The 26,441-nt window shown below is 63.1% G+C and carries 24 protein-coding genes, 1 pseudogene and 1 riboswitch; of the genes and pseudogenes, 11 read left to right on the forward strand and 14 right to left on the reverse strand.

Annotation, left to right across the window (positions count from 1 at the left end; translation table 11 throughout):
- Positions 1 to 3: 3 nt before the first annotated feature.
- Genes ACF8NF_RS24315 through ACF8NF_RS24325 form a run of 3 tightly spaced genes read right to left on the reverse strand, consistent with a single transcriptional unit; the run spans position 4 to position 1,207 of the window.
- A complete protein-coding gene (locus ACF8NF_RS24315) occupies positions 4 to 297 on the reverse strand; it encodes a hypothetical protein (protein ID WP_310037785.1) in 294 nt (97 codons plus the stop codon).
- Positions 298 to 339: 42 nt separating this feature from the next.
- The gene (locus tag ACF8NF_RS24320; RefSeq protein ID WP_249343581.1) at positions 340 to 540 is read right to left on the reverse strand and encodes a hypothetical protein; all 201 of its coding nucleotides are present in this window, start codon (positions 538 to 540) and stop codon (positions 340 to 342) included.
- Positions 521 to 1,207, reverse strand: coding sequence for a helix-turn-helix transcriptional regulator (locus ACF8NF_RS24325; RefSeq protein WP_392451412.1), 687 nt, complete (start codon positions 1,205 to 1,207; stop codon positions 521 to 523). Before ACF8NF_RS24325 ends, ACF8NF_RS24320 begins: the two co-directional genes overlap by 20 nt.
- A 322-nt stretch (positions 1,208 to 1,529) precedes the next feature.
- On the opposite strand from ACF8NF_RS24325, the gene ACF8NF_RS24330 reads away from it, so the two are divergent.
- The 4 genes from ACF8NF_RS24330 (at position 1,530) to ACF8NF_RS24345 (ending at position 7,540) form a co-directional block, all read left to right on the forward strand.
- Positions 1,530 to 2,741 carry an ABC transporter substrate-binding protein gene (locus tag ACF8NF_RS24330; protein ID WP_016449656.1) on the forward strand — a complete coding sequence of 404 codons (1,212 nt, stop codon included), beginning with the start codon at positions 1,530 to 1,532 and terminating at the stop codon, positions 2,739 to 2,741.
- A 290-nt stretch (positions 2,742 to 3,031) separates the two neighbouring features.
- On the forward strand, positions 3,032 to 4,216 hold the full coding sequence (locus ACF8NF_RS24335; protein WP_047218729.1) for an efflux RND transporter periplasmic adaptor subunit: 1,185 nt from the start codon (positions 3,032 to 3,034) through the stop codon (positions 4,214 to 4,216).
- Between the two features lie 2 nt (positions 4,217 to 4,218).
- Entirely contained in the window at positions 4,219 to 6,165 is a 1,947-nt protein-coding gene (locus tag ACF8NF_RS24340) for a MacB family efflux pump subunit (protein ID WP_047469851.1), read from the forward strand.
- 1 nt (position 6,166) lies between these two features.
- Positions 6,167 to 7,540 carry an efflux transporter outer membrane subunit gene (locus ACF8NF_RS24345; RefSeq protein ID WP_392451413.1) on the forward strand — a complete coding sequence of 458 codons (1,374 nt, stop codon included), beginning with the start codon at positions 6,167 to 6,169 and terminating at the stop codon, positions 7,538 to 7,540.
- Positions 7,541 to 7,579: 39 nt separating this feature from the next.
- Here the strand turns inward: ACF8NF_RS24345 and ACF8NF_RS24350 are convergent, their stop codons facing one another.
- The 5 genes from ACF8NF_RS24350 to ACF8NF_RS24370 all read right to left on the reverse strand — a co-directional run bounded on the left by ACF8NF_RS24350 (position 7,580) and on the right by ACF8NF_RS24370 (position 13,775).
- Positions 7,580 to 8,632 carry a porin gene (locus ACF8NF_RS24350; protein ID WP_392451414.1) on the reverse strand — a complete coding sequence of 351 codons (1,053 nt, stop codon included), beginning with the start codon at positions 8,630 to 8,632 and terminating at the stop codon, positions 7,580 to 7,582.
- 333 nt (positions 8,633 to 8,965) lie between these two features.
- The gene (gene thiC, locus ACF8NF_RS24355; RefSeq protein WP_392451415.1) at positions 8,966 to 10,909 is read right to left on the reverse strand and encodes a phosphomethylpyrimidine synthase ThiC; all 1,944 of its coding nucleotides are present in this window, start codon (positions 10,907 to 10,909) and stop codon (positions 8,966 to 8,968) included.
- A 265-nt stretch (positions 10,910 to 11,174) separates the two neighbouring features.
- Positions 11,175 to 11,300: riboswitch (TPP riboswitch) on the reverse strand.
- A gap of 62 nt (positions 11,301 to 11,362) precedes the next feature.
- Positions 11,363 to 12,025, reverse strand: a complete 663-nt coding sequence (locus ACF8NF_RS24360; RefSeq protein ID WP_392451416.1) for a nitroreductase — start codon at positions 12,023 to 12,025, stop codon at positions 11,363 to 11,365.
- A 62-nt stretch (positions 12,026 to 12,087) separates the two neighbouring features.
- The gene (gene cysE / locus ACF8NF_RS24365; protein ID WP_046984061.1) at positions 12,088 to 12,912 is read right to left on the reverse strand and encodes a serine O-acetyltransferase; all 825 of its coding nucleotides are present in this window, start codon (positions 12,910 to 12,912) and stop codon (positions 12,088 to 12,090) included.
- Positions 12,913 to 12,947: 35 nt separating this feature from the next.
- Complete coding sequence (locus ACF8NF_RS24370) at positions 12,948 to 13,775, reverse strand: RNA methyltransferase (protein WP_088166809.1); 828 nt, start codon at positions 13,773 to 13,775, stop codon at positions 12,948 to 12,950.
- A 216-nt stretch (positions 13,776 to 13,991) separates the two neighbouring features.
- Here ACF8NF_RS24370 and ACF8NF_RS24375 point away from each other — a divergent pair, with 216 nt between their 5' ends.
- Complete coding sequence (locus ACF8NF_RS24375) at positions 13,992 to 14,906, forward strand: inositol monophosphatase family protein (protein WP_016449664.1); 915 nt, start codon at positions 13,992 to 13,994, stop codon at positions 14,904 to 14,906.
- 418 nt (positions 14,907 to 15,324) lie between these two features.
- Here ACF8NF_RS24375 and fusA read toward each other — a convergent pair whose 3' ends face one another.
- A complete protein-coding gene (gene fusA / locus ACF8NF_RS24380; RefSeq protein ID WP_047219361.1) occupies positions 15,325 to 17,427 on the reverse strand; it encodes an elongation factor G in 2,103 nt (700 codons plus the stop codon).
- Between the two features lie 258 nt (positions 17,428 to 17,685).
- On the opposite strand from fusA, the gene ACF8NF_RS24385 reads away from it, so the two are divergent.
- Positions 17,686 to 18,036, forward strand: a complete 351-nt coding sequence (locus ACF8NF_RS24385; protein WP_034369288.1) for a helix-turn-helix transcriptional regulator — start codon at positions 17,686 to 17,688, stop codon at positions 18,034 to 18,036.
- A 37-nt stretch (positions 18,037 to 18,073) separates the two neighbouring features.
- On the opposite strand, the gene ACF8NF_RS24390 is transcribed toward ACF8NF_RS24385, so the two are convergent.
- Complete coding sequence (locus tag ACF8NF_RS24390; RefSeq protein ID WP_392451417.1) at positions 18,074 to 18,457, reverse strand: hypothetical protein; 384 nt, start codon at positions 18,455 to 18,457, stop codon at positions 18,074 to 18,076.
- A 141-nt stretch (positions 18,458 to 18,598) separates the two neighbouring features.
- On the opposite strand from ACF8NF_RS24390, the gene ACF8NF_RS24395 reads away from it, so the two are divergent.
- The 3 genes from ACF8NF_RS24395 to ACF8NF_RS24405 all read left to right on the forward strand — a co-directional run bounded on the left by ACF8NF_RS24395 (position 18,599) and on the right by ACF8NF_RS24405 (position 20,729).
- A complete protein-coding gene (locus ACF8NF_RS24395; protein WP_392451418.1) occupies positions 18,599 to 18,886 on the forward strand; it encodes a helix-turn-helix domain-containing protein in 288 nt (95 codons plus the stop codon).
- Between the two features lie 560 nt (positions 18,887 to 19,446).
- Entirely contained in the window at positions 19,447 to 19,659 is a 213-nt protein-coding gene (locus ACF8NF_RS24400; protein ID WP_392451419.1) for a hypothetical protein, read from the forward strand.
- Complete coding sequence (locus tag ACF8NF_RS24405) at positions 19,656 to 20,729, forward strand: ImmA/IrrE family metallo-endopeptidase (protein ID WP_392451421.1); 1,074 nt, start codon at positions 19,656 to 19,658, stop codon at positions 20,727 to 20,729. Before ACF8NF_RS24400 ends, ACF8NF_RS24405 begins: the two co-directional genes overlap by 4 nt.
- Positions 20,730 to 20,736: 7 nt before the next feature.
- Here the strand turns inward: ACF8NF_RS24405 and ACF8NF_RS24410 are convergent, their stop codons facing one another.
- Genes ACF8NF_RS24410 through ACF8NF_RS24420 form a run of 3 tightly spaced genes read right to left on the reverse strand, consistent with a single transcriptional unit; the run spans position 20,737 to position 22,985 of the window.
- Positions 20,737 to 21,660 carry a hypothetical protein gene (locus ACF8NF_RS24410; protein ID WP_392451422.1) on the reverse strand — a complete coding sequence of 308 codons (924 nt, stop codon included), beginning with the start codon at positions 21,658 to 21,660 and terminating at the stop codon, positions 20,737 to 20,739.
- 17 nt (positions 21,661 to 21,677) lie between these two features.
- Positions 21,678 to 22,676: a thymidylate synthase gene (locus ACF8NF_RS24415; RefSeq protein WP_392451423.1), complete on the reverse strand. Its 999-nt coding sequence runs from the start codon at positions 22,674 to 22,676 to the stop codon at positions 21,678 to 21,680.
- 15 nt (positions 22,677 to 22,691) lie between these two features.
- Positions 22,692 to 22,985 carry a DUF4031 domain-containing protein gene (locus ACF8NF_RS24420; RefSeq protein ID WP_392451424.1) on the reverse strand — a complete coding sequence of 98 codons (294 nt, stop codon included), beginning with the start codon at positions 22,983 to 22,985 and terminating at the stop codon, positions 22,692 to 22,694.
- Positions 22,986 to 23,272: 287 nt separating this feature from the next.
- Here ACF8NF_RS24420 and ACF8NF_RS24425 point away from each other — a divergent pair.
- Both ACF8NF_RS24425 and ACF8NF_RS24430 read left to right on the forward strand, forming a co-directional pair.
- A pseudogene (locus ACF8NF_RS24425) lies at positions 23,273 to 23,563 on the forward strand (transposase); the annotation flags it as partial.
- Between the two features lie 832 nt (positions 23,564 to 24,395).
- Positions 24,396 to 25,451: a sterol desaturase family protein gene (locus ACF8NF_RS24430; protein WP_392451425.1), complete on the forward strand. Its 1,056-nt coding sequence runs from the start codon at positions 24,396 to 24,398 to the stop codon at positions 25,449 to 25,451.
- Between the two features lie 21 nt (positions 25,452 to 25,472).
- Here the strand turns inward: ACF8NF_RS24430 and ACF8NF_RS24435 are convergent, their stop codons facing one another.
- Positions 25,473 to 26,405, reverse strand: a complete 933-nt coding sequence (locus ACF8NF_RS24435; RefSeq protein ID WP_392451426.1) for a LysR substrate-binding domain-containing protein — start codon at positions 26,403 to 26,405, stop codon at positions 25,473 to 25,475.
- Positions 26,406 to 26,441 lie beyond the last annotated feature (36 nt).

Genomic DNA, 26,441 nt, shown 5'->3' on the forward strand with positions numbered 1-26,441 from the left:
TTTTTATTTTTTCAGCCCCTTGAACCAGCGCTGAATCCGGGTCCGCAATTGCCGTTTGCCGTCATCACCCAACGGCATGCTGCTTGCCAGTTTCAGTGCCGCATCGACCTGTACATGGCCATGCTCCATCAGTGCCATGCAAAACACCCGGTCCTTGTCGCGCCCCGCCTGGGCCTTGGAGAGAAAGAGATCCAGCACATCAAGGCAATAGCCGACGCGATCGTTGGTATTGCCGTTCTGGATACGGTGCAGCCGGTTTTGCCAGCCTGAGGCAAGCACTGCCGTGTCCGGGCCCACGCCCTGCGCGTAGTAGCCATTGGACTCGTGGAAGCGAGAGCCTTAGCCAATGGATCCGTCGATCCGGTCCGCCAGATCCGGAGCGTTGAGCGGATAGATGTCCGCCTCTGCGGACATCTTGAAAACCGGCTCGGGATACGGGATGGAGCCCAGGATTGCCTGACTTCCCACGATGACGAATTCATACTCATTCGTCACATCCCCGCTCGCACGAATGATGTGCTCAAGATCCTCTCGGTTCATAGGCCCGCCCTGTATCTCCCAATGCAACGCCCCGCTTGAGATCCCCCACCTGCGCCAGTATCTGCTGGCGCACCTGTTCGGGCAGCACCGATGTCAGGGGCGAGGCCTGGCGCAGTTCCTGGGCCCTTCGCGTGCGGGCCAGGATGGTGCGCCAGCGGCCATTTTGCAAGACATCCTGCCACTGCCTCCACAGGCTGGCGGAATGCGAATCCCCCTGGCTCAACCACCTCTCCAACGTGTCCTGTGCCTGCTGCAGCAATGCCGGGTCAGATCGCACAAGGCGCACGGCTTCTTCATGCAATGCGAGGCTTTGCAGATCCTGCACTTCATGGCGCGCATCCTGCGCACGCACCAGAACCTCTACGACGGGCCTGGCATGGCGCGAACGGGCTGCGGCAGTTCCTGCGGGCGCGGGCTGCAGGGCGTCGCCCGCCAGCAATGCCAATTCTCCCCCTATGCCCAGTTCCGACATGACTCGCAGGTACGTGCCCATGGATGGCCCGGGATCGCCGGACTCGACTGCAGCGAGCGTGCTGCGGGATATGCCTACGCGCGAGGCCATCTCGACCGTGCCCAGCCCCTGCTCCTTGCGCAGACGCTTGAGCCGGTCACCGAACTGCAAAAGCAGTTGGCGCTGAAGAAGGGTGGACTTTTCTGGCGATTTCATTTGTCCATTATTCTAAGCAAAACCTGAATTTTTGATTGTTTTTCCAGACAAATTAAATCAAGTCCAGTGCTTTCGCATTCCCAGGTCACGGAACGGAAAAGCAGGTCCTGACGCGCGCACAAGCCACGGCCGGGATGCGCAGCGCACGGCGATCAATCAACGGGCCGGCCACGTTGCAAGGATGAGCGGCTGTACTGTCGCACCGGGGCCACCAAGCCCGTGCTTGCCCCAATGCGGCAGGCCCCTGTCCCTGCCAGCATGGAATCACCCCGGCCCCTGCGCAACAGCAGCGGGCTTTTTCCATCCAAAGCAAGGAGACTTCATGCAGCAACGCCCCAAGACATCGCTGATGACACCGCTGGCCCTGGCACTGTGCGCCGCCGCACTGGCAACGCCGGCCCTGGCGCAGCAGGACAAGGTTCGGATCGGCTTCATCACCGACATGTCCAGTCTCTATGCCGATGTCGAGGGCAAGAACGGCGCCGTGGCGATACAGATGGCCATCGACGACTACGGCGGCAAGCTGCTGGGCAAGCCCATCGAGCTGCTGACGGCCGACCACCAGAACAAGGCCGACATTGCCGCCAGCAAGGCGCGCGAGTGGATCGACACGCAGGGCATCAGCCTGGTGTTTGGCGGCACGAACTCGGCCACGGCCCTGTCCATGGCCAAGGTGGCGCAGGAGAAAAAGCGGGTCTTCATCGACAACGGCGCGGGCAGCTCGGCGCTGACCAACGAGCAGTGCAGCCCCTACACCGTGCACTACGCCTTCGACACCGTGGCCCTGGCCAAGGGCACGGGCGCGGCCGTGGTGGAGGCCGGCGGCAAGAGCTGGTACTTCGTGACCGCCGACTATGCCTTCGGCCATGCGCTGGAGGCCGATACCACCAAGATCATCGAGGCGCGCGGCGGCAAGGTGCTGGGCTCGGTCAAGACGCCGCTGAACGCCAGCGATTTCTCCAGCTTCATGCTGCAGGCGCAGAACTCCAAGGCCCAGATCCTGGGCCTGGCCAACGCGGGTGGCGACACCATCAACTCCATCAAGGCAGCGCGCGAATTCGGCGTGACCAAGGACATGAAGCTGGCCGGCCTGCTGGTGTTCTTCACCGACGTGCACAGCCTGGGCCTGAAGAACACGCAGGGCATGCAGTTCACCACCAGCTGGTACTGGGACATGAACGATGCCTCGCGCAAGTTCGCCGACGCCTTCATGGCCAAGACCCAGCGCCGCCCCAGCGAAATCCATGCGGCCGACTACTCGGCCACCATGAACTGGCTCAAGGCCGTGGAAAAGGCCGGCACGCTGGATGCCGACAAGGTCATGGCCACCTGGCGCGGCATGAAGATGGACGACTTCTTCGGCAGCGGCTACCTGCGCGAGGACGGCCGCTACGTGCACGACATGTACCTGATGGAAGTGAAATCCCCGGCCGAATCCAAGGGCACCTGGGACTACTACAAGCTGGTCAAGAAGCTGCCGGCCGAGCAGGTCTGGACCACCAAGGCCGAGAGCAAGTGCCAATATTGGCGGTAAACATCGCTCCCCCTGAGCGGCTTCGCCGCTTCCCCCAGAGGGGGACGACACCCTCGGGGCGGGGCGGCCCTTCCTCGGTGTCCCTGATTTGCGGCTGGGGGGTCAACATGTCCCCGCCATAAGACAGAGTTGCGAGGTTTCAGGCGTATCCCAGGCCTGCTCTCCACTGAATCTCCATGCCTTGGTCAATGCCGGGACATCGAACCGCGCCAGACTGGTAAGTTCGAGCATCTGGCGCGGCGCCGGGCAGGGACTGTCTCCCCTGCGGCCGACCGCGCGGCAGGGGAAGAATGAAGTTCAATCGCAAATGGGCCATGGTCGCCGTCGCAGGCGCATGCATGGTCGCAGGCCTGGTGTGGTGGAAGGCCAGTGCCAAGCCCTCCACCCAATTCGCAACCGCACCCGTCACCGTCGGCGACCTGGAGCAGACCGTGCTGGCCGTGGGCCGGCTGCACCCCAAGGAACTGGTGGCCGTGGGCGCCCAGGTCTCGGGCCAGGTCCGGCGCCTGCACGTGGAGCTGGGCCAGAAGGTCAAGGCCGGCGAACTGATCGCCGAAGTCGATGCCCAGCCGCAGCGCATCAAGCTGCGCAATGCCGAGGCATCCGTCACCGCCTTGCAGGCCCAGCTGGCCGCGCGGCGCGCGGCCCTCGTCCAGGCCCGGCTCACCTTCCAGCGCCAGCAGGAACTGCTGCAGGCCGACGCCACCTCGCGCGCCGACCATGAAGCCGCCAAGGCTGCGCTGGACACCGCGCTGGCCGATGTCGGCGCCCTTCAGGCACAGATCGAGCAGGCACGCACCCAGGTGGAGACCGAGCGCATCAACCTGGGCTACACCCGCATCGTCGCGCCCATGGACGGCGTGATCGTGGCGGTGGTCACCAAGCAGGGCCAGACCCTGAACTCCTTCCAGACCACGCCCACCATCGTCATGCTGGCCAAGCTCGACGTGATGACTGTGCGCGCCGAGATTGCCGAGGCCGACGTGGACAAGATCCAGCTGGGCCAGACGGCCTGGTTCACCACGCTGGGCAGCGGCCGCCAGCGCCACACCGCCACGATCGAGCGCATAGAGCCTGCGCCCGCCTCCATCGCCACGGACGCCACCGCTGGCGCAGCGACCGCCACCGGCGCCCAGGCCGCCAAGGCCATCTACTACAACGCCCAGTTCGACGTGCCCAACCCGGAAGGCAAGCTGCGCCCCTCCATGACCGCCCAGGTCACCGTGCGCGTGGCCCAGGCCGACAAGGCCGTGCTCATGCCGGCCGCCGCGCTGGGCAGCCGCGATGCCGACGACAACTACAGCGTGCGCGTGCGCGATGCCCAGGGCCAGGTCACCGAGCGCAAGGTGCGCGTGGGCCTGCGCACCAACGCCCAGGCCCAGGTGCTGTCGGGGCTGGAGCCCGGCGAGCAGGTGGTGATCGGCGAGGCCAGCCCCGGCGGCAAGCCGGCCGGCAGCGACCCGATGGGAATGTAAGCATGGACCATGCATTGCTGCAGATGCAGGGCCTGCGCCGGGAGTTTCCTGCGGGCGACACCACGGTGGCGGTACTCAAGGACATAGACCTGACCATCGAGGCCGGCGAGATGGTGGCCATCGTCGGCGCCTCGGGCTCGGGCAAGTCCACGCTGATGAACATCCTCGGCTGCCTGGACCATCCGACCTCGGGCAGCTACCGCATCGCGGGCCGCGAGACCAGCGAGCTGGGGCCCGACGCGCTGGCCGCGCTGCGGCGCGAGCACTTCGGCTTCATCTTCCAGCGCTACCACCTGCTGCCCGACCTCACGGCCCAGGGCAATGTGGAGCTGCCCGCCGTCTACGCGGCCACACCGGCCGGCGAGCGGCATGCGCGCTCGGCCGCCCTGCTCGAACGCCTGGGCCTGGCCGACCGCATGCAGCACCGGCCGGGCCAGCTGTCGGGCGGGCAGCAGCAGCGCGTGTCCATTGCGCGTGCGCTGATGAACGGCGGCGCCGTCATCCTGGCCGACGAGCCAACGGGCGCGCTGGACAAGGCCAGCGGCGAGCAGGTCATGCGCATCCTGCAGGAGCTGCATGCCGACGGCCACACCATCATCCTGGTCACGCACGACATGGCCGTCGCCGCCCACGCCACGCGCGTGATCGAGATCAGCGACGGCGCCATCATTGCCGACCGGCGCAGCACCCCGCACGAAGCCAGGCCGCCCGTGGAGCCGGCATCCGGCGCGCGCCGGGCCTCCTGGCGCGGACTGTCGGACCGCTTTGGCGAGGCCCTGCGCATGGCCCTGCGCGCCATGAACGCCCACCGCCTGCGCACCTTCCTGACCATGCTGGGCATCATCATCGGCATCTCGGCCGTGGTCTCGGTGGTGGCGCTGGGGCGCGGTGCGCAGCAGCAGGTGATGAACCAGATCAGCGAGCTGGGCACGAACACGCTGGACATCTTCCCCGGCAAGGACTTCGGCGACACGCGCGCGGCCGCCATCGAGACCCTGGTCGCCGCCGACGCCCAGGCCCTGGCCGAGCAGCCCTACGTGGACAGCGCCACGCCCAATGTGTCGGTCGGCGTCACGGCGCTGTACCGCGAGAACGCGGCCACGGCCCAGGTGACGGGCGTGGGCTTCGAGCACTTTCGCGTGCGCGGCCTGCGCCTGGCATCGGGCCGCTTCTTCGACCAGCGCGACGTGGACCTGCACGCCCAGGTGGCGGTGATCGACCAGAAGACCGCCACCGCCCTGTTCCCCACCAATCCCAGTCCGCTGGGCGAGGTCGTGCTCCTGGGCCAGATGCCCGTGGAAATCGTCGGCGTGCTCCGGCCTGCGCAAAACAGCTTCGGCGGCTCCACGCCCACCTTCTTCGTGCCCTACACCGCAGCCGCCACGCGCCTGGTCGGCAAGTACCACCTGGACAGCATCACGCTGCGCATCAAGGACGCGGTGCCGGCCGAGATCGCGCAAAAGGCCGCCACCAGCCTGCTGACCGAGCGCCATGGCACCAAGGACTTCTTCATCTGGAACTCCGACCAGATCCGCCAGGCCATCACGCGCACCAGCACCACGCTGACGCTGCTGGTCTCGGCCATCGCCATGATCGCGCTGCTGGTGGGCGGCATCGGCGTGATGAACATCATGCTGGTGTCGGTGACCGAGCGCACGCGCGAGATCGGCGTGCGCATGGCCATCGGCGCGCGCCAGTCGGACATCCTGCAGCAGTTCCTGATCGAAGCCGTGCTGGTCTGCATCGTGGGCGGCATCCTGGGCGTGTCGCTGGCGCTGGGCCTGGGGCTGGCCGTCAGCCTGTCCGGCAGCAGCTTCCAGCTGTCGTTCTCGGCCGCCTCCATCGTGCTGGCCGTGGCCTGCTCCTCCCTCATCGGGATCGGCTTCGGCTTCCTGCCGGCGCGCAGTGCTGCGCGCCTCGACCCCGTACAGGCTCTATCGAGAGATTGACATGCATATGCTGAAGACCGGCGTGCTGGCATGCGCAGTGGCCCTGGCCGGCTGCGGCGCCATCACGCGCACAACCTACGAGGCGCCGCAGGTGGCGCTGCCCGCACAGTTCGAGCATGCGCAGCCATCGGCGGCCGCGCCTGCGCCCGAGGCATGGTGGCGCGCCTTCGGCGATCCGCGCCTGGATGCATGGATCGACATGGCCCTTGCGCGCAACCCCGACCTGGCAACGGCAGGCATCCGCGTGCGCCGCGCCGCGCTGCAGGCGCAGCTGGCGGGCCGCGCCCTGCTGCCGCAACCCGGCGGCACGCTCAGCACCGGGGCCAGCCGGCCGCTGTCCGGCAGCCCGCGCAGCACGCTGGAGACGTCCAGCGCCACGCTGAGCGTGGGCTGGGAGCTGGACCTGTTCGACCGCCTGGGTGCCCTGCGCGATGCGGCCGTCTTCGAGGCCCAGGCCAGCGAGCAGGACAGGCAGGCCGTGGCCCTGTCCCTGGCGGCCACCACCGCCAGCCTGTACTGGCAACTGGCCCTGGCCAACGAGCGCCTGGAATTTGCGCGGCAAAGCCTGGAGTACACACGCCGCACCGGCGAGCTGGTGGAGGCGCAGTACCGCAGCGGCGCCGTATCCAGCCTGGAACGGCGCGAGGCCCGGCAGGCGCTGGCCGAGCAGCAGGCGCTGCTCAGCCAGTACACGCAAGCCCGCGCCGAACTGCGGCAGGCGCTCAACGAGCTGCTCCTGGGCGCCGAGGCACCCGGTGGCGAGCCGCAGGCCCTGCCCACGGGCGCGCTGCCTGCCATTGCCGCAGGACTGCCCGCCGAACTGCTGGGCCGCCGCCCCGACCTGCGCGCCGCCGAACTGCGGCTGCGCGCCTCCCTGGCCAGCAGCGATGCGGCCACCGCGCGCTACTACCCCACGCTGTCGCTGACCGGCAGCCTGGGGGGCTCCAGCAACTCGCTGCTCGACCTGCTGGCCAACCCCGTGGCGGCCCTGGGCGCCAGCATGACCCTGCCTTTTCTGAACGTGGGCGAGATGCGGCTGAACACCGCCATTGCGCGCAACCAGCATGAAGAGGCCGTGGTCAACTTCCGCAAGTCGCTGTACGCCGCGCTGGCGGAAACGGAAAAAGCCCTGTCCGCCCGCACCGAGCTGGCCAGCCAGGAACAGGCACAGCAGCGCGTCATGCAGGAATCGGCAGAAATCACCCGCCTGTACGAGGCACGCTACCGCGCAGGCCAGGTACCCCTGCGCACCTGGCTGGATGCGCAGGAGCGCAGCCGCAACGCACAGCTGGCCCTGTCGGCCCTGCACCTGGCGCAACTGCAAAACCAGGTGACGATCAACAAGGTGCTGGGCGGCGGATGGCAAGCCCCTTGAGCAAGGGCCGGCAACCTCCGCCAAAGTGCCCCGCCCCGATCAGAACGAATGCGCCATGCCCAGGTACAGGCCGGTCTGGCTGCCGCCCGGCGCCGGGTTGTTGTTGGTGGTCTCCACCGAAAAGTTCGCATTGCCGCCATTGCGCACATTGCCCACGCTGGCGTACAGCAGCGTGCGCCTGGACAGCGCGTAGTCGGCGCCCGCCATGAACAGGTTGGCGCTGCCGCCGCCGTTGTTGACCGTGGTGCGGTAGCCCGCCCCGATCAGCGTCAGCGGGCCTGACACCTTGTAGCGCGCGCCCATCCAGTACTGCCGCGCCTTGTTGGGCACGCCAGCCGCGCTGTCGGGCGCGGACAGCTGCTCATAGCCCGCGAACAGCTTGAGCGCGGACAGCGTCACCGTGCCGCCCAGCGTCAGGTTGCGGGATGTGGTGTACAGATCGCTGAAGCGGCCATTGGCATCGCGGGCCACATCGTAGATGGCGCGCAACTCGAACGTGGGCGCGGTATAGGACACCGACAGCGCATCCTTGCGCAGCCGCGATGCGCCCTGCGGCTGCTCGCCCAGGCCGGTCAGCGCCAGCACGCGCAGGCCGCCCCAGCTGGGCGTTTCGTACGAGATCATGTTGTCATGCCCGCCCCAGTTGCGCCCCCGAACCAGCGTGGCCGAGCCGATGAACTGCTGGCCCGTGGGGTCCAGCGCCCAGTGCGCATCCGAGATCGACAGGTCCTTGCCCAGCTTCAGCGTGCCCCAGCCGCTGCGCAGGCCCACGAAGGTGCGGCGGTTGAAGAAACCTGCGCCGTTGAACCTGGCATCGTCGATGCTGAAGCCCGACTCCAGCGTGAACAGCGCGTGCAGCCCGCCGCCCAGGTCCTCCTCCCCCTTGAAACCCAGCATGCTCGTGCCCCACTGGTTGCCCACGGCCCGCCACAGATTGCCAGAGCCGCCCGTGGCCGGGTCGTACACATTGTTCTGGTAGTCCACCCCCGCGACCACACGCCCGTAGAGCGTGACAGAACTCTGGGCCTGGGCCGCCAGGGCCGTGCCCAATGCAAGCGCCGTGCCCAGCCATTGAATGGTTCTTCTAGCCATGTCGTCTCCTCCTCCCGATTGCCAGTTGGCGAAAGCCCTCGCCACTAAGGCCAGGGCGTACTGAAATCCTTGCCGCCACGCGTAAAAACTGCGGCCGTACAGTCAGCGCGTTCTTGTTCTTGTGCCTGCGAAGCCTGCGGGGCAACGCCGGCAACGGCTGGCCATGGAATTCTCGGCGGGAGAAGGGGACTGGAGATAAACGATTCGGCAACGGACTGATCCTCAGCCATCACGGACCGCTAGGTGTTTTCCCAAGGAAAGGCCGCCGCGCCATCCACGGCGGCCACCGGGCCGCGCATTGCACGCAGCCCGGATCGGCTCAATGCCGCGCGATCAACGCGCCGTCGTATCGCTGCTGGCCTCCACGATGGGGATATAGAACTCTCCGCCCGCGCGGTTGAATTCCTCGGCCTTGGCCTGCATTCCGGCGGCAATGCCTTCCTGCTCGGCCACGCCCTTGGCAGCGGCGAATTCGCGCACTTCCTGGGTGATCTTCATGGAGCAGAACTTGGGGCCGCACATGGAGCAGAAGTGCGCCACCTTGGCGCTGTCCTTGGGCAGGGTTTCGTCGTGGTAGGCCTGGGCGGTGTCGGGGTCCAGGCCCAGGTTGAACTGGTCCTGCCAGCGGAAGTCGAAGCGGGCCTGGCTCAGCGCGTCGTCGCGGGCGCGGGCGCCGGGGTGGCCCTTGGCGACGTCAGCGGCGTGGGCGGCGATCTTGTACGCGATGATGCCCTGCTTGACGTCGTCGCGGTCGGGCAGGCCCAGGTGTTCCTTGGGCGTGACGTAGCACAGCATGGCGGTGCCGAACCAGCCGATCATGGCCGCGCCGATGGCGCTGGCGATGTGGTCGTAGCCGGGGGCGATGTCGATGGTCAGCGGGCCCAGGGTGTAGAACGGCGCCTCGTGGCAGTGCTTGAGCTGCTCGGTCATGTTGGCCTGGATCATGTGCATGGGCACGTGGCCGGGGCCTTCGATCATGGTCTGCACGTCGTGCTTCCAGGCCAGTTGGGTCAGCTCGCCCAGGGTCTTGAGTTCGGCGAACTGGGCTTCGTCATTGGCGTCCGAGGCGCTGCCGGGGCGCAGGCCGTCGCCCAGCGAGAAGCTGACGTCGTACTGCTTCATGATGTCGCAGATGTCCTCGAAGTGCTCGTACAGGAAGCTCTCGCGGTGGTGGGCCATGCACCACTTGGCCATGATGGAGCCGCCGCGCGAGACGATGCCCGTGCGGCGCTGGGCCGTGAGGTGGATGTAGGCCAGTCGCACGCCGGCGTGGATGGTGAAGTAGTCCACGCCCTGCTCGGCCTGCTCGATCAGGGTGTCGCGGAAGATGGGCCAGGTCAGGTCCTCGGCGATGCCGCCCACTTTCTCCAGCGCCTGGTAGATGGGCACGGTGCCGATGGGCACGGGCGAGTTGCGGATGATCCAGTCGCGCGTGGTGTGGATGTTCTTGCCCGTGGACAGGTCCATCACGTTGTCCGCGCCCCAGCGGATGGCCCAGACCAGCTTCTCGACCTCTTCCTCGATGCTGGAGGTGACGGCCGAGTTGCCGATGTTGGCGTTGATCTTGACCTTGAAGTTGCGCCCGATGGCCATGGGCTCGATCTCGGGGTGGTTGATGTTGGCCGGGATGATGGCGCGGCCGCGCGCCACTTCGTCGCGCACGAATTCGGGCGTGATGATCTTGGGGATGGCGGCGCCCAGACCGTTGCCGGCCAGGCGCGCCTCGCGCGCGGCGTCCTGCTGGTACTCGGCCATCCATTCGCGGCGGCCGTTCTCGCGCAGGGCCACGTACTCCATCTCGGGCGTGATGATGCCCTTGCGCGCGTAGTGCATCTGGGTGACGTTGCCACCGCTCTTGGCGCGGCGCGGCTGGCGCTGCAGCGATGCGGCCTCGGCCCGCAGGCGGGCCACGCGCTCGTCTTCCTCGCCGCGCTTGCCGCCGTCGTCCAGGGCCTGCCGCAGGCGGCCGGCGTAGTACTCGCTGTCGCCGCGCGACTCGATCCAGGCATTGCGCACGCCGGGCAGGCCGCTGCGGACGTCGATGGCCACGGCAGGGTCGGTGTAGGGGCCCGAGGTGTCATAGACGCTGACCTGCTCGCCATTGGTCAGCTGGATATCGCGCACGGGCACGTTGAGGCCGCTGTGCAGGCTGCCTTGCAGATAGCTCTTGGTGGAGGCCGGGAACGGCTTGCGCGACTGCGCCAGCAGGTCGGAAAAACGCTGTGCGTCTGGAGCTTCGCCGGCTGCGGGGGTGAAGATGGAATCGGGAGCGTTCATGTCGGGTTCCTTGCGTTCAAAGCGTCGATCAACAACGCTCCGGGAACCGGACACTCCTTGGGCTGTGCCAAAGGCCGCGCACCGGGCTATGCCAGTGTGGGCCTGCCAGGGCCGTATGGCCTTGGCCCCTGGTTGCCACGCACGCCAAGGCGCACGAGCAGCCTTGGTTGGCAAGGGCCGATGTGCGTTGGATGGTGGCCTGCCTGGCCGTTGCGGCCCTGCGTGTATCCGCCGTGGCGGATTTCCATCCTCTGACTTCGGCCCCGCTTCAGGGTCCCGCTCTTCTTCCGCCGGTATCAACCGGATCAAGTTCGTCGGGTTCGCCGCCTGGCCCATGCAGCGCATGGACCGGTTGGCATCTCAGTGCATCAGCACACCCCGGAGCAGCGGCAAGTATAGAGGATGGTTGGCGGCCCATCGCCTGCGGGTTTGCCCAGGGGCCATGCGCCGCCGTCAGTCAAAGCCGCGCAGCGCACCCCATTCGGCCAGCGGAGCGCGCGTGGCGCGCCAGCCGTTGATGGGGGCGCTCTTGTCCTCGTAGCCCAGCGCAATGCCGAAGGCCACGTGGTAGCCCTCGGGCAGCGCCAGCGCCTGGGTCACGGCGTCGTTGTAGCGGCGCCAGAAGCCCTGGGCGCAGGTCGCCAGGCCATTGGCGCAGGCCAGCAGCATGAAGGACTGCAGGTAGATGCCCAGGTCCACCCATTGCGGCAGGCCCATGCGCTCGTCCACCGCCACGATCAGGCCCACGGGCGCGCCGAAGAACTGGCCGTTGCGCGCCAGCTGCTCCAGCCGCGCGGGCTTGTCGTCGCGCGGAATGCCCAGCGACTGGTACAGCTCTTCGCCATTGGCAAAGCGCCGGCTGCGGTAGGGCTCCCAGAGATTGGGCGGGTAGGACAGGCCGGGCTGGGCGTCCTGGGGCTCGGCTTCGGCAACGGCGGTGAGCAGCTGCTGCAGCGGATCGCCCGTCAGCGCCAGCACGCGCCAGGGCTGCAGGTTGCCGCCCGAGGCCGCATTGGCCGACTGTTCCATCAGGGTGCGCACCAGCGCCGCATCGGGCGACTGGGGCAGGAAGGCGCGCACGGAGCGGCGCGCATGCAAGGCCTGTTCAACGTTCATGCTGGTCGGAGTCTCCGGTCTTCTTGGGGGATCTTGGGGGATCTTGGGGATCTTGTGCAGGCCTACTTGCCCATGATCTGGTCGATCTTGTCCTTCTGGAAGGCCTGCGGGCGCTCGGACTCGCAGGGCACGCAGTCGCCCACCTTGCTGCCGGCCGAGAGCTTGGCAATGGCCTCCCACAGCAGCGCGATCTGCTGCTCGTGCGCGGCCGCGCCATCGCTCAGGCCGCGCATGGCCTGGGCCACGGGGTCCATTTCCTGGGTGATGCCGTAGGCCGTGAAAGGCTGGGGCGCGGCGGCCGACGGGACCTTGATGGACTCGGCCTTGGCAGATGCCGGGTCGTGCTCGGTCACATCGGCGCTGTGGCCGTTCTTGCTGGCGATGATGCGCGCCGGAATGCCCACGGCCGTGGCGCCTGCGGGCACGGGCTTGATGACCACGGCATTGCTGCCGATCTTGGCACCGTCGCCCACCTCGAAGCCGCCCAGCACCTTGGCGCCCGCGCTGACCACCACATCGCGGCCCAGCGTGGGATGGCGCTTGGCGCCCTTGTACAGCGAGGTGCCGCCAAGGGTCACGCCGTGGTAGATGGTGCAGCCGTCGCCGACCACGGCCGTCTCGCCGATGACGACGCCCATGCCGTGGTCTATGAACACGCGCTCGCCGATGACGGCGCCCGGGTGGATCTCGATGCCCGTCAACCAGCGGCCGATGTGCGAGATGAAGCGCCCCAGCCACTTGAGGCCATGGTTCCAGCACCAGTGCGCCGGGCGCTGCAGCCAGATCGCATGCAGACCCGGATAACAGGTGATGACCTCCCAGGTGCTGCGTGCCGCAGGGTCGCGGTCGAGGATGCACTGGATATCGGAGCGCAGGCGGTCAAGCATCTAGGGGCTGGTTATTGTTGACAAGGCCGCTCAGTCTAGCGTTTCGGTGGGGTGCTCTGCAGCATGGCCTTCGCAACACCGCGCAGGATGTGGATTTCCTCGGCGGTCAGTTGCGAGCGGTTGAAAAGCTGGTTGAGGCGCGGCATGAGCTTCTTGGGCGCAGCCGGATCGAGAAAGCCGATATGCGCCAGCGCCTGCTCCCAATGGCCCAGCATGCCGGCCACCTGGGCCGCGTCGGCGCGCTGCGGCGCGGGCGTGTGCTCCACCACGGGAAAGCCGCCCAGCGCCTGGCGCCACTCGTAGGCCACCACCTGGATGGCCGCCCCCAGGTTCAGCGAGCCGAACTGCGGATTGGACGGAATCGACAGCGCCACATCGCTGCGGTAGACATCGTCGTTGCTCATGCCGAAGCGCTCGCAGCCGAACAGGAAGGCCACGCCGGACTGGTTGCAGCGCGGCGCGGGAGCCGGTGCGGACACGGATGCATCGGTGGGCGGCGCCGCTTCATCGGGCGCATCGGCCTCATCGGGTGCAGCCAGCACATCCAGCGCCCCGCTGAGCAGCAGCTCGAAATGCTGGCGCGGCGTGCGCGTGGGCGGGCCGAAGTCGCGCGGCGTCATGGCCGTGGCGCACAGGTGGCTGATGCCGTCCAGCGCCTCCTCCAGCGTCTCGACCACGCGCGCATTGCCCAGCACGTCCAGCGCGCCGCTGGCCCGCTGGATGGTCTCTTCCTTGCGCAGCACGTTGGGCCAGCGCGGGCGCACCAGCACCAGGTCGTCAAAGCCCATGGTCTTCAGGGCGCGGGCGGCGGCGCCCACATTGCCGGCGTGGCTGGTTTCTATCAGTACGAATCGGGTTTTCATGGCGTCGCTGGCCTGCCGGCGCCGGCAGAGCCCCCAAGACGGGACAGGTTGCGCAGCACAAAACGGACAAGGCGGGTAAAATTGCGCGCTATTGTCGCCGCCCCGCATCGCCGGACGCGGCTTTTTCCGTTCTTACCCGCGTCAAACAGCCTGCTTTTGCCAGAGAGGACCGTCCTCTCCTTGCACAGCCGCTGCTCCGCCAACGCCTCACAATCTATGTCGACCAACCTGCATCCCATGCTCAACGTGGCCATCAAGGCCGCACGCGCCGCCGGCGCCATCATCAACCGCGCGGCTCTTGACGTGGAATCCGTGCGTGTCGCACAAAAGCAGGTCAACGACTTTGTGACCGAGGTGGACAAGGCGGCCGAGCAGGCCATCATCGAAACCTTGCTGGGCGCCTACCCGGGCCACGGCATCCTGGCCGAGGAATCGGGCAACGAGTTCGGCGCCAAGAACTCCGACTACGTCTGGATCATCGATCCGCTGGACGGCACCACCAACTTCATCCACGGCTTCCCCGTGTACTGCGTGAGCATTGCCCTGTCCTTCAAGGGCAAGGTGGAGCACGCCGTGGTGTACGACCCCTCGCGCAACGACCTGTTCACGGCCACGCGCGGCCGCGGTGCCTACCTGAATGACCGCCGCATCCGCGTGTCCAAGCGCATCCAGCTCAAGGACAGCCTGATCTCCACCGGCTTCCCCTTCCGCCGTGGCGACAACTTCAAGCAGTACATGAACATGCTGGGCGACGTGATGCAGGAAACCGCAGGCGTGCGCCGCCCCGGCGCCGCCGCGCTGGACCTGGCCTACGTGGCAGCCGGCTTTGCCGACGGTTTCTTCGAAAGCGGCCTGCAGATCTGGGACGTGGCCGCCGGCAGCCTGCTGGTGACCGAGGCTGGTGGCCTGGTCGGCAACTTCACGGGTGAGGCGGATTTCCTGGAGCAGAAGGAATGCCTGGCGGGCAATCCGCGCATCTATGGTGCGCTGGTCGGCATCGTTGGCAAGTACAGCAAGTTTGCTTCGGCTGGTGAGAAGGCTGGTGTGCGGCAGGCGCTGTCTGATTCTGGAGAGGCGGCTCCCGTCGCTGATGCTGAAACTGCTGAGTCTGAGCAGCAGCCTGAGGCTTGATTTCGGCTTCTCCTCTCTTATGAAAAACAGCTCCTTCAAGGAGCTGTTTTTCGTTGGGCGTGGGTTCGGTGCGCTTTTTGCCCCTGCCGGGGGGTGGCTTTTCGGGGCCGGGTCTCGGCCCGGCGGCCGACTGCCCTTTCTTGATTCGCCAAGAAAGGTCAGATCAAAGAAGGCGACCCGAATGTCCACGTCCCTTCGCTTCGCTGCGGGCAACCTGCGCCGGGCCGCCTGCGGGGTTCGCCGTGAAACTCACTTCGCGCTGCGCGCTACGTTCAGACAATCACGGCGATTCAGTTGACGAAGCAGTCCTGTCCTTCGGCAGGACTGCAACCCCGCAGGCGGCCCGGCGCAGGCGTGGGCATACGGGAGGGGTGAGAGGGGGTCAGGGGCAGCAAGCTGCCCGCAACCCTCCCACCTCTTACTTGACCCGTGCGTTGATCACCGCCTCGGCCACGTTGCGCGGTGCTTCGGCGTAGTGCTTGAACTCCATGGAGTAGGTGGCACGGCCTTGCGTTTGCGAGCGCAGGGAGGTGGCGTAGCCGAACATTTCGGACAGGGGCACTTCGGCCTTGATGGACTTGCCGCCGCCGGCCATGTCGTCCATGCCCTGCACCATGCCGCGCCGCGAGGACAGGTCGCCCATGACGGTGCCGGCGTAGTCCTCAGGCGTCTCGACTTCCACGGCCATCATGGGTTCCAGGATGACGGGGCTGGCCTTTCTCGCCGCTTCCTTGAACCCGAAGATGGCCGCCATCTTGAAGGCCATTTCGTTGGAGTCCACGTCGTGGTACGAGCCGAAGGTCAACGTGACCTTGACGTCCACCACGGGGTAGCCGGCCAGCACACCGGAAGTCAGGGCCTCGACCACGCCCTTTTCCACCGCAGGGATGTACTCGCGCGGCACCACGCCGCCCTTGATGGCGTCTACGAACTCGAAGCCCTTGCCGGGCTCCTGAGGCTCCACCGTGAAGACCACGTGGCCGTACTGGCCCTTGCCGCCGGACTGGCGCACGAACTTGCCGTCCACATCAGTGACTTTCTTGCGGATGGTCTCGCGGTAGGCCACTTGGGGCTTGCCCACGTTGGCTTCCACGTTGAACTCGCGCTTCATGCGGTCCACGATGATTTCCAGGTGCAGCTCGCCCATGCCGGCAATGATGGTCTGGCCCGATTCCTCATCGGTGCGCACGCGGAACGACGGGTCTTCGGCCGCCAGGCGCGACAGGGCAATGCCCATCTTTTCCTGGTCGGCCTTGGACTTGGGCTCCACGGCCTGGGCGATGACGGGCTCGGGGAAGACCATCTTCTCCAGCACGATGGGCGCGGACGGGTCGCACAGGGTCTCGCCCGTGGTCACGTCCTTCAGGCCCACGCAGGCGGCAATGTCGCCGGCGTGGATTTCATCGACCTCCAGGCGTTCATTGGCATGCATCTGCACGATGCGGCCGATGCGCTCCTTCTTGTCCTTGACGGAGTTGAGCACGCTGTCACCCTTGTTGAGCACGCCCGAGTAGACGCGCACAAAGGTGAGCTGGCCCACGAAGGGGTCGGTCATCAGCTTGAAGGCCAGGGCAGAGAACTTCTCGCTGTCATCGGCGTGGCGCACGATGATGGAGCCGTCTTCGGCGTGGCCCTCCACGGGCGGCACTTCCAGCGGGGAAGGCATGAGCTCGACCACGGCGTCCAGCAGGCGCTGCACACCCTTGTTCTTGAAGGCCGAGCCGCACAGCATGGGCTGGATCTCGCCCGCAATGGTGCGCAGGCGCAGGCCGCGCAGGATGTCGGCCTCGGGCAGGTCGCCCTCTTCCAGGTAGCGGTTCATCAGGTCTTCGCTGGCCTCGGCAGCCGCCTCCACCATGGACTCGCGCCACTTCCTGGCGTCGGCCACCATGGCTGCGGGAATGTCCTGGTACTCGAATTTCATGCCCTGCGTGGCCTCGTCCCAGATGATGGCCTTCATCTTGAGCAGGTCCACCACGCCGGTGAACTGCTGCTCTGCGCCAATGGGCAGCACGATGGGCACGGGGTTGGCCTTGAGGCGGTCGATCATCATCTGCCGCACGCGCAGAAAATCCGCGCCCGTGCGGTCCATCTTGTTGACGAAGGCCAGGCGCGGCACCTTGTACTTGTTGGCCTGGCGCCAGACCGTCTCTGACTGCGGCTGCACGCCGCCCACGGCGTCATAGACCATGACGGCGCCGTCGAGCACGCGCATGGAGCGCTCCACCTCGATGGTGAAGTCCACGTGGCCCGGGGTGTCGATGATGTTGATGCGGTGCTGGTCAAAGCGGCCGTCCATGCCCTTCCAGAAGCAGGTGGTGGCCGCCGAGGTGATGGTGATGCCGCGCTCCTGCTCCTGCTCCATCCAGTCCATGATGGCGGCGCCTTCGTGCACCTCGCCCAGCTTGTGGCTCACCCCGGTGTAGAACAGGATGCGCTCGGTCGTGGTCGTCTTGCCGGCATCGATGTGCGCGGAGATACCAATGTTGCGATAGCGTTCTATGGGGGTATGGCGGGCCATGAAAGGACTCCTGGGTGCTGATAAGCGTTGATGCGTGGATCTGCCGTGGGCTGGGATTCTCGCGGGGGTTGAATGAGGGTTGATGACAATTGGAATGTACGAAGACAATCGTACTATCTTCCGCAACTTCTTGCAGAACGATCCATGTTTTCACCGCGCCATGCCCCTGTCTGCCAGATAACTGCCCGCGCCACGCCGCATCAGCGACGTGCGGCATTGCTTCCATGGCACAGTGGCGCCCCATCGACTGGACGATTCATGCTTGCCAACCACCCCGACCGCGAACAGATACGCCTGGAAAACCTGCTCAACGCCTTGGGCAACCCCCTGCGCCTGGCCGTGGTGCGCGCGCTGGCCGCAGGCCATGAGCGCGCCTGCGGCTCGCTCTTGCAGGGCCAGTCCAAATCCACCATGACCCACCACTGGCGCGTGCTGCGCGACAGCGGCGTGATCTGGCAGCGCCCCGACGGCCGCGAAAACCTGCTCTCCCTGCGCCGCGAAGACCTGGATGCGCGCTTTCCCGGCCTGCTGGACGCGCTGCTGCAGGCCCTGGCCGAAGACCCGCTCACCGAACAGGCCACGGCCCCGCACCTCAAACCCTGCCCTTGAAGCCCCGCCCCTGCAACGCAGGCGGCAGCCCTGCGCCCTACCCCTTCACGGCAAGCCCCGCAGCAACGCCCTCGTCCGCAAACCGCTTGGCCGCCTTGAGCAGATAGCTCACGGCATAGAGGATGGGGTCGTCGGCCTCGTCGCCATTCAGATGGTCCACCACCTCGATGGCATAGCCCAGGTCCACCGCCGTGTCGTGCAGCAGGCCCAGCAGTTCCTTGTCCTGCGGCTCCAGCGACTGCGCCTGATCGGCCTTGGCGTAATAGATGCGCAGCAGGTCGCGGCAGACGCAGTTGATGGCTGTGACCTTGTGGCTGGCGTGCAGCTCCAGCACTTCGAGGGCAGCGCCCAGGTGCAGTACGGCGTCGATGGCCAGGTCGTCGAGTTTGGGTTCGGAAATGGTGCAGATGTCTTGATCCATCGAAGCCTCCTCTGATGATTGAAGCCTGCTTCTCAGCCCCGTCTCGCGCTGTGACGGATGCAAAGCAGCAGCAGTCCAAGATCAACAAAAGAGTTAAATATAACGTGGTTTAAATTGCATCGAAAACTGACGCTCTTGCCCATGCAAAAGCGTCCTGTCAAACGCGGCCGTCCAGTCGGCGCAACTTCATTCGATGCAGACATTGCCCGGGCTTTCGGCGCTGCGGTGCGCGCCCTTCGCACCGAGCGCGGCTTCTCCCAGGAGTCATTGGCCAACCTCGCCGATATCGAGCGCTCTCACATGGGCAAGGTGGAGCGTGGGGAGCACATGCCCACGCTGGTCATCGTGTTCAAGATTGCGCGGGGGCTGGGGTGTGGTGTGGCGGAGGTGATGGGGAGGGCTGAAGAGGAGCTGGGGGATGGAGGTTAGGGAATGGAGCCTGCGGCGCTGCACCCTCGGTTGCTTGCTCCTGCATCGGAAAGGATTTGCACCATCAATTCAGCCATACACCTCGAAAGGCGACGGACAGATACGGAAGCTAGATGGTTTGGAAACGGCGGTTGGATAAAAGGCAGCTCGGCGCTCAAGTAAGCGTGGATATGTGCAACTGTCAGTACAATGAAAAAAAAACGGCTGGTCAGCAATGTTGAAGATACCTCTTCAGAGGTAAATTGACGCGTCTAGATGGCGCTTCCCACAGATCGAACTGTACCCCTCTCCGACGCAGCCAACTCTGTTGATTTGTTAAATATGTTTATTACTGTACTCTTGAGTTTTGACTAGCCGCAAGGTGGAACCTAAACTGCGCCTCATCCAACGAATACGGATCGAGAGGTATCGCGTAACTCTTTAATAACAATGCCCAGTCTATGCCGCTTGAAATTTCCTTTGAGACAAGGGATTTGCGTACAACATGTGAAAGCTCAACTAGGGCGAAGCGGGCGCTTGGCGAACTTGGTAGTAAGGCCCTACAACGGGTATTAGCCGACATGAATGCAGTTGAAACAGTTGCAGAACTGCTTGAGATGGATCTTGGAATTGATATTTCCACTCAGGAGCAAGGAATGCTAAAGTTCCAGTTACAGGAAGATATCAGCCTCTATTGCGATGCAAATGTAATAAGTATGCCATCGCCGGGGGAAGCGCTTGACTGGGCACAAGTGACAAGGCTTAAAGTTGTTCATATTGGGAGCAGGAAGTGAGTACCTTCACTGAATTTTGCCCAACTTGGGCATCCCCCCCGGGAGCAACCATTTGCGCTCTGGCACAAAGGAAGGGGTTGAATCATGCAGCTATTGCAAATGCACTTGGCATAACAGAACACGAGCTTCCACGTGCGCTCCTCGGCGACCTCTTTATTAATGAAGCTCGGGCTAAAAGGCTTTCAGAACAAATAGGGGCAAGTCCTAAATTCTGGCTTACACGAGAGGCTCAATATCGAAATGCACTGCATTTAATTCAAGAGAATAACCGTACTTGGATTTCCAGCCTTCCATTTTCCGATATGGCAAAATTCGGATGGATTCCAACAGCCAGCAATGCCAAAGAAAAAATTCAAAATGCCTTAAATTTCTTTGGAGTATCGAGTGTTGACGAGTGGAAAGAGGACTGGGCTTCCGAAGAAGCCGGACTTACCGCATACAGAACATCACCGGTTTTTAATACACAAGTTGCAGTTGCTGCGGCTTGGTTAAGACAAGGGGAATTGGAGGCAAGCCGTATTCCGACAGCATCTTGGTCTCCAGAAAAATTTACCAAACTCTTACCCGAGTTAAAACCACTCTCAAGAATTGAAAAACCTTCAGATTTTATACCTCAACTCCAGAAGCAGTGTGCAGAGTGTGGCGTGGCCGTCGTCATTGTCCGAGGACTCAAAGGCTGCCCAGCAAGTGGAGCAACAAGGGTAAGAAAAGGCAAGGCAATAATACAGCTCAGCTTGCGATATCTACGTGATGACAGCTTTTGGTTTACCTTCTTTCATGAAGCTGGCCATCTAGTTCTTCATGAAGATCGCCTTTTCCTTGAATGGTCAGAAAAGCGACATCTCGATGAAAAGGAAGAGCAAGAAGCCAACGAATTCGCCGCACAAATTCTTATCCCTGCCGAGAAAGAGGCAGCATTGCGCACCCTTTCTCATGAGTACAAGAGCATTATGAGGTTTGCGCGCAATCTATCCATTTCACCCGGAATCGTAGTCGGTCAACTTCAGCACCGAGGGCTAGTACCTTCAGAGAAACTGAATTTCTTAAAAAAACGATATACCTGGGACTGATAAATTTTTATCCACGGAAAGGCACATACTTACGAGGACTTTTCTGCCAGTTACACATAGCGTCTTCCATGACCTGCATGCCCACACCGAGGTGCCTTTCCAGCACAGCAACACGCGCCTCTAGAACTCTAGGGCTTGTCTTGGAGTCTATCTGTCCATCAAACAAGAGACGCGCGCCCTTCTTCGGGCCAGTAGCATCTTTCATATAAGTCGAGTCAGCTTCAATTGCAGCAAGTCCGACCTTCGCGAGCATGGTGAGATAGTCAAATCGGCCAGTGCGCCCAAAACTCATGACGGAGTCCATAGAATCATAAAGCAGAGCAAACGCTCGTCGTGGATTATTATGGGCCTGCGCTTGAATCTTTGCGATCATATTCACATGTGAGCCATTTGCCTTGATCCACTCAACATAAGTTCTGACAACCACACCCGTACCACGAGCCCCACGCTTAAGTGATTCATATTTTCGGTGATTACCAAACTTTCCAGCAAATATACTGCGATTATCCTCAAGCCAATCACTGTAGGCCCCAGCATTTGCAGCAACTCTATCCCAACTCCAAGGGATATTTTCATATGCACCGTACAGTTCACGCGCAAGCAGCCATTCAGTGCGTAAGTTACGGCCGCAGTGCGTCGCTAAAAATACCAGCCAAAATGCCTCTTCCTGCTTACCATTTGACGCCATAAGCATTGCCGCTCTGACAGGATCAAATAAATTACTCTTTGGATCGGCCCGCAATGGACTTATATGCCGCTGACGAACCTTATACACATACTCCACACGTTGCAGACTATCTATAAGCTGATCCACAAATGCCACAATATTTTCAACAGAGGTAATACCGAGCAATGGCATCTGATCTTTTTGAAATTCGACTAGTCGCGATTCAAGATCTTTTGCTTTCTGACGCTTCTCTGGGCCCTTCATGCTGACTCCTCACTTAGTTAAAGTCTTTGCGACTCATCAAAGAATGACAGCTGCTCCTTATCGGAGCCAAGCTTAAACCGCCTTTTAATATACGTCGAGTAAACTTCATCTTGAATACGACGCTTCAATCGTTTAATTTCCGGCTGATTATTTTGAACAAGGCCAGCCTTGTGAATCATCAGCAACGTAGCCAAGTCTGCCCAGTAAGGACTCATAATTTCATGAGGATCTTTTGTACTAGTACAACCGGTACGTACACTTTCCTCAAAATTAAGAAGGCTTTTCACAGCAGGCCAAGGATCACCCTTCGGCATTGATGGCATCGGCCTATTAACTTGCCATCCCTCATTTAAAAACCTTAAAGCTTTGTCGCGATGTTCATCGTACAAATGCAGGCTACCCACCACATGTTTATACTCGCCCAATTCGATATCTAATGATCGAGCGATCATTTCTTGAAGCATGGTAAAAGTGAATACATCGTGGGGCAGACCTAGCCAAGCATCGTTAGAGCGCATAGACGTCAACATATGCAACCGACCACCACGTACTAGAAACTGAAGTGTGCAGGTACACGGTACATCGAGGTGAGGCTCCAAAGTATCATTACGATCAAATAGCTGCAAGACAGCTTGCCGGGAATCTCGCTTGTCCTTTAGCAATTTAATTACACGAAAAATCTGATCGTTTGGAGGGCCACCGAACAAACGTGGCCCATAAGCACCATAGATAGTTTCTTTGTCGTCAGAAAAATCACTGTATTTCGGAATATAGTGCTGAATAAAATTTAGCCGACTGCTGCCAGCAAGTATCCATAGCAACTCACCCAAGCAACTAAAGAGCAGCCCGCGCGATTCAGACCTACTAAGACGGACTCGTGGTGCCGAGAGTTTCAGAAGCACACCTCTGATTTCTCTCGCAGACCCCTTCGAGGGCTTTATAATAGCGCCACGAGTAAGAATTTGCTTATATACCTTGAACAGCAAGTCATCAAGGGAATTAGCTGCGAGGTACATGAAGCCCTAACTATTTCAGGTAAAAAGGCAAAGCTGGGTAGAAGCAACACTTATATCCAAAGAGGATACATGAATTTTTCGACCGATTCTCACAGCATCTCTGGCGGAAATGGCAGCAGCCCCATACTGCAGAGCACGTAGGCGTTGTGCGCCAGTAACATCGTAGTGAGGATGACGAGCCCCACGATGAAATGCATGGGCAGGAATCCCCATTTTTGCCGCAAATTCATGCAACTCCTGAATGCTGTCTGCAATTAGGTGAAACCATATATACCCATGCTTTTGAACCTCAGCATCGTCAACATACACCACTTATTTCCCCTTTGCTGAAATTCCAACAGTCGGCACCACGTGCATCTGGTCGATTGTACTCGGAACGACGATAGTAAAAACTTCCGGAATGCATACGATGTTCCCGAAGAACGCTAGAAGAAAGTGGCTTAGCCAATACGATATCAGATTGGCACCATACAGACCTCGATGAGATCGCCCCTCCCTCCCCCTGATTCCTTGGCCTGTCTCTTATCTTTTGAGAAACGCCCAGATATTTACGAGGGCCAGATGGTCTTGTTCTGGCCAGCGGAGTTGAAGTGATCCAGGAATCGTCAGACCATGTGCGCTTCACCGCTGGATCTAGCGTGCAAGTCTTCTCTGCCGATCCGCACAGTCCATCGCGGAGCGACTCCAATGAGAACAGAAGTGGCCTGCCACGCCAGTACGTCCCCAAAGGCACTGATCTATCTCGGTAGGAAGATCAAGAGCTCCAAGCGGTGGCCGACACATTGAACAGGAGGCCCCGCAAAACGCTGGGCTGGAAAGCGTCAGCCGAGGCACTGAACGTCTACCGACAGGATGCAACACAACCCGGTGTTGCGACGACCGGTTGAACCCACCTTGGCTGTACTGGTCACTATGTAATGTATGTTGGATGACGTCTTAGGCTTGCGCTAGGTCAGCGCCATTTCGAGCGCCGAGAGCACCAGATCGGCTGTCATGCACTCGCCAATAGTCCAACCCACCCCAGGGCAGCCCCATATAGTGATGACCACAGCCGATTACAAAATGGACCGCTTCCGCTGCCGAGCTGGTGACCTTGCTCGCGGCTACAACGGTCGATTGCAAATCCCTCTGCATCAACACTTACCCCCAACACGCTCTCCACGCCGTGACCCCACCGCGCCTGGGCCAAGCATCGCCCAGGCAGCAGGCAACCCGTGCGAGATTACAGAGGCCATGCTGATCGCGGGTGAGATGCGGCCACTAGAGAGACTGATTCCGGCCGAGTACTAGAGCGACCGGTGCCTGATCACAGTGGACGACAACTACACGCTGCGGACTTTGGAGCATGCTGCTCGCCCCCTGTTAACCGAAGAACCCGTGCACCGACGGGCGTGAGCGACTGCAGTTGAATGCTCACAACGAGCGTGACCTGATGGCTGCTTTCGCTAGCAAGCAAGACCACGTCAGGCTGGACGGACTCATTCGCCACAGTGCTCCCGCGTGCCACCAACTGGCAGCATGTTTGCTTTTTCCAGACAGTTGCTGTACAGCAAATGTCTGTAAAAGCAATAACTTAGCTGTTTTACAAAGATTCGTTCTATTGGTGCGCGCACGTGTTGGACGGTGGCCCTCTGCCCCACACACTCCCTCCACACCCCCACCCCATAATCCCGCCCGCAACCCCCAGCCCTCCCCCGGCCCTTCTTGCAGGCACAAGACATGACTTCACTGACCGAGCTGTGGCAGGCAGCCATCACCTGGCTCGCTACCCACGCCGTAACCCCCACCGTCCACTGGCTGGACATCGCCCAGGCGGCCGGTGATCCGCGTGAGATTGCCGAAGCGGTGCTGATTGCGGCGCTGCAGTTGTTCCTGATCGCGGGGGTGATGCGGCCGCTGGAGAGCCTGTTTCCGGCCGAGCGCTGGAGTGACCGGCGCCTGACCACGGTGGACCGCAACTACACGCTGCTGATGCTGCTGGGGCTGTTTCCGCTGTTCAGCTTTCTGGTGCTGATGCCGTTTGCCAACATGCTGGGCGGCGGGCCGGCGGCCGAGGAGGCCACGGGGCTCAAGCACTGGGTGCCGTGGTTTGCGGACCATCCGGTGGCGCTGTTCCTGGTGTACTACGTGGTCTACGACCTGGTGTATTACTGGATGCACCGCGCCCAGCACGTGATTCCCTGGTGGTGGGCCATGCACAGCATGCACCACAGCCAGCGGCAGATGAGCTGCTGGAGCAATGACCGCAGCCATTACCTGGACGGCATGCTGCAGTCCTTCATCCTGGCCACGGTGGGGCTGGCGATGGGGGTGGAGCCTTCCGAATTTGCGCTGCTGGGGTTGCTCAGCGAACTGGTGCAGAACTTCTCGCACGCCAATGTGCGGCTGCGCCTGGGCTGGCTGGGCCGGGTGGGAGAGCGCGTGCTGGTGGGCCCGCTGTTCCACCGCCACCACCACATGCTGCGCGACCCCGAGCGGCCCACGCGCCACAACTGCAATTTTGGGCAGGTGCTGCCCTGGTGGGACATGCTGTTTGGCACGGCGCTGTACACCGACGAGCCCGTGCGCCCCACGGGCGTGAGCGACCCCGAGGTGGATGCCGACAACGAGCGCGGCCTGGTGGCCATGCAGTGGCATACGCTCAAGCGGTTCTGGGGAGCGTTTCGCCGGCGCGAGGGCTGGCGGCTGGGCGATGTGTCCTTCGGGCCCGGCTACCGGCCCATTCATGACGACGATGGGGCCCAGCCCCATCTGCGGCCGGAGCGGCTGCGGTGACTGGGGCGGCCGGGGCTGCGCCTACGGCTCCAGGTTCGGCCGCATCAGCGCCTCGAACCAGTCGATGAAAACCGCCAGCCGGCGAGAGCGCTGGCGGCGGTGCGGATACAGCAGCGCCACGGGCATGGGCGCTGCGCGGTGGGCGGGCAGCACTTCCACAAGCTCGCCCGTGTCCAGCAGGTGCTGCACGTCATAGCGCGGGATCTGGATCAGCCCCAGGCCGGCGCGGCAGCAGGCGATATAGCTTTCTGCATTGTTGGTGACCACGCGGCTGGGCACGGCCAGGGTCTGCGGCCCGTCCTCCCCATCTACCCCATCCACATCGCTCGCCCCACTCCATTCCCACGGCAGTTCCCGCCCCGTGCGCGGCGAGGCATAGCCCACGCTCCAGTGGCCGTGCAGCAGGTCCTGCGGTTGCTCGGGCAGGCCGTGCTCGCGCAGGTAGGCGGGGCTGGCGCAGTTGATGAGGGCAATGCAGCCCTGCGGGCGCACGACCAGGCTGCTGTCATGCAGCGTGCCCACGCGCACGGCGCAGTCCACGCCTTCCTGCACCAGGTCAATGGCGCGGTCTGACGAACCCAGCACTAGTTGCAGCCCCGGGTGCCGGCGCATGAGCCCCGGCAGCGCGGGCGCCAGCAGGCGGCGCGCGATGCGGCTGGGCACGTCCACATGCAGCCGGCCCGTGGCCTGGCGCGTGCGGGCCTGGAACATCTGCTCCACGTCCTCGGCCTCTGACAGCAGCGGGCGCACACGCTCCAGCAACTGGGCGCCATCGGCCGTCAGGCTCACCTGGCGCGTGGTGCGGTGCAGGAGTCTGGCGCCCACCTGCTCCTCCAGTTGCTGCACGGCGGCGGAGACCGTGGCGCGCGGCAGGTCCAGGGCATGGGCGGCCTTGATGAAGCTGCCCATCTCGGCCACCTGCATGAAGATCCGGTATCGGTCGAGTCGGTCCATGGGACGCAGCATAGTCCGTGCAGCGGTCCTTCTACT

The sequence above is a fragment of the Delftia sp. WSY_22 genome, assembly GCF_043104185.1.
GTDB lineage: Bacteria > Pseudomonadota > Gammaproteobacteria > Burkholderiales > Burkholderiaceae_C > Comamonas > Comamonas tsuruhatensis.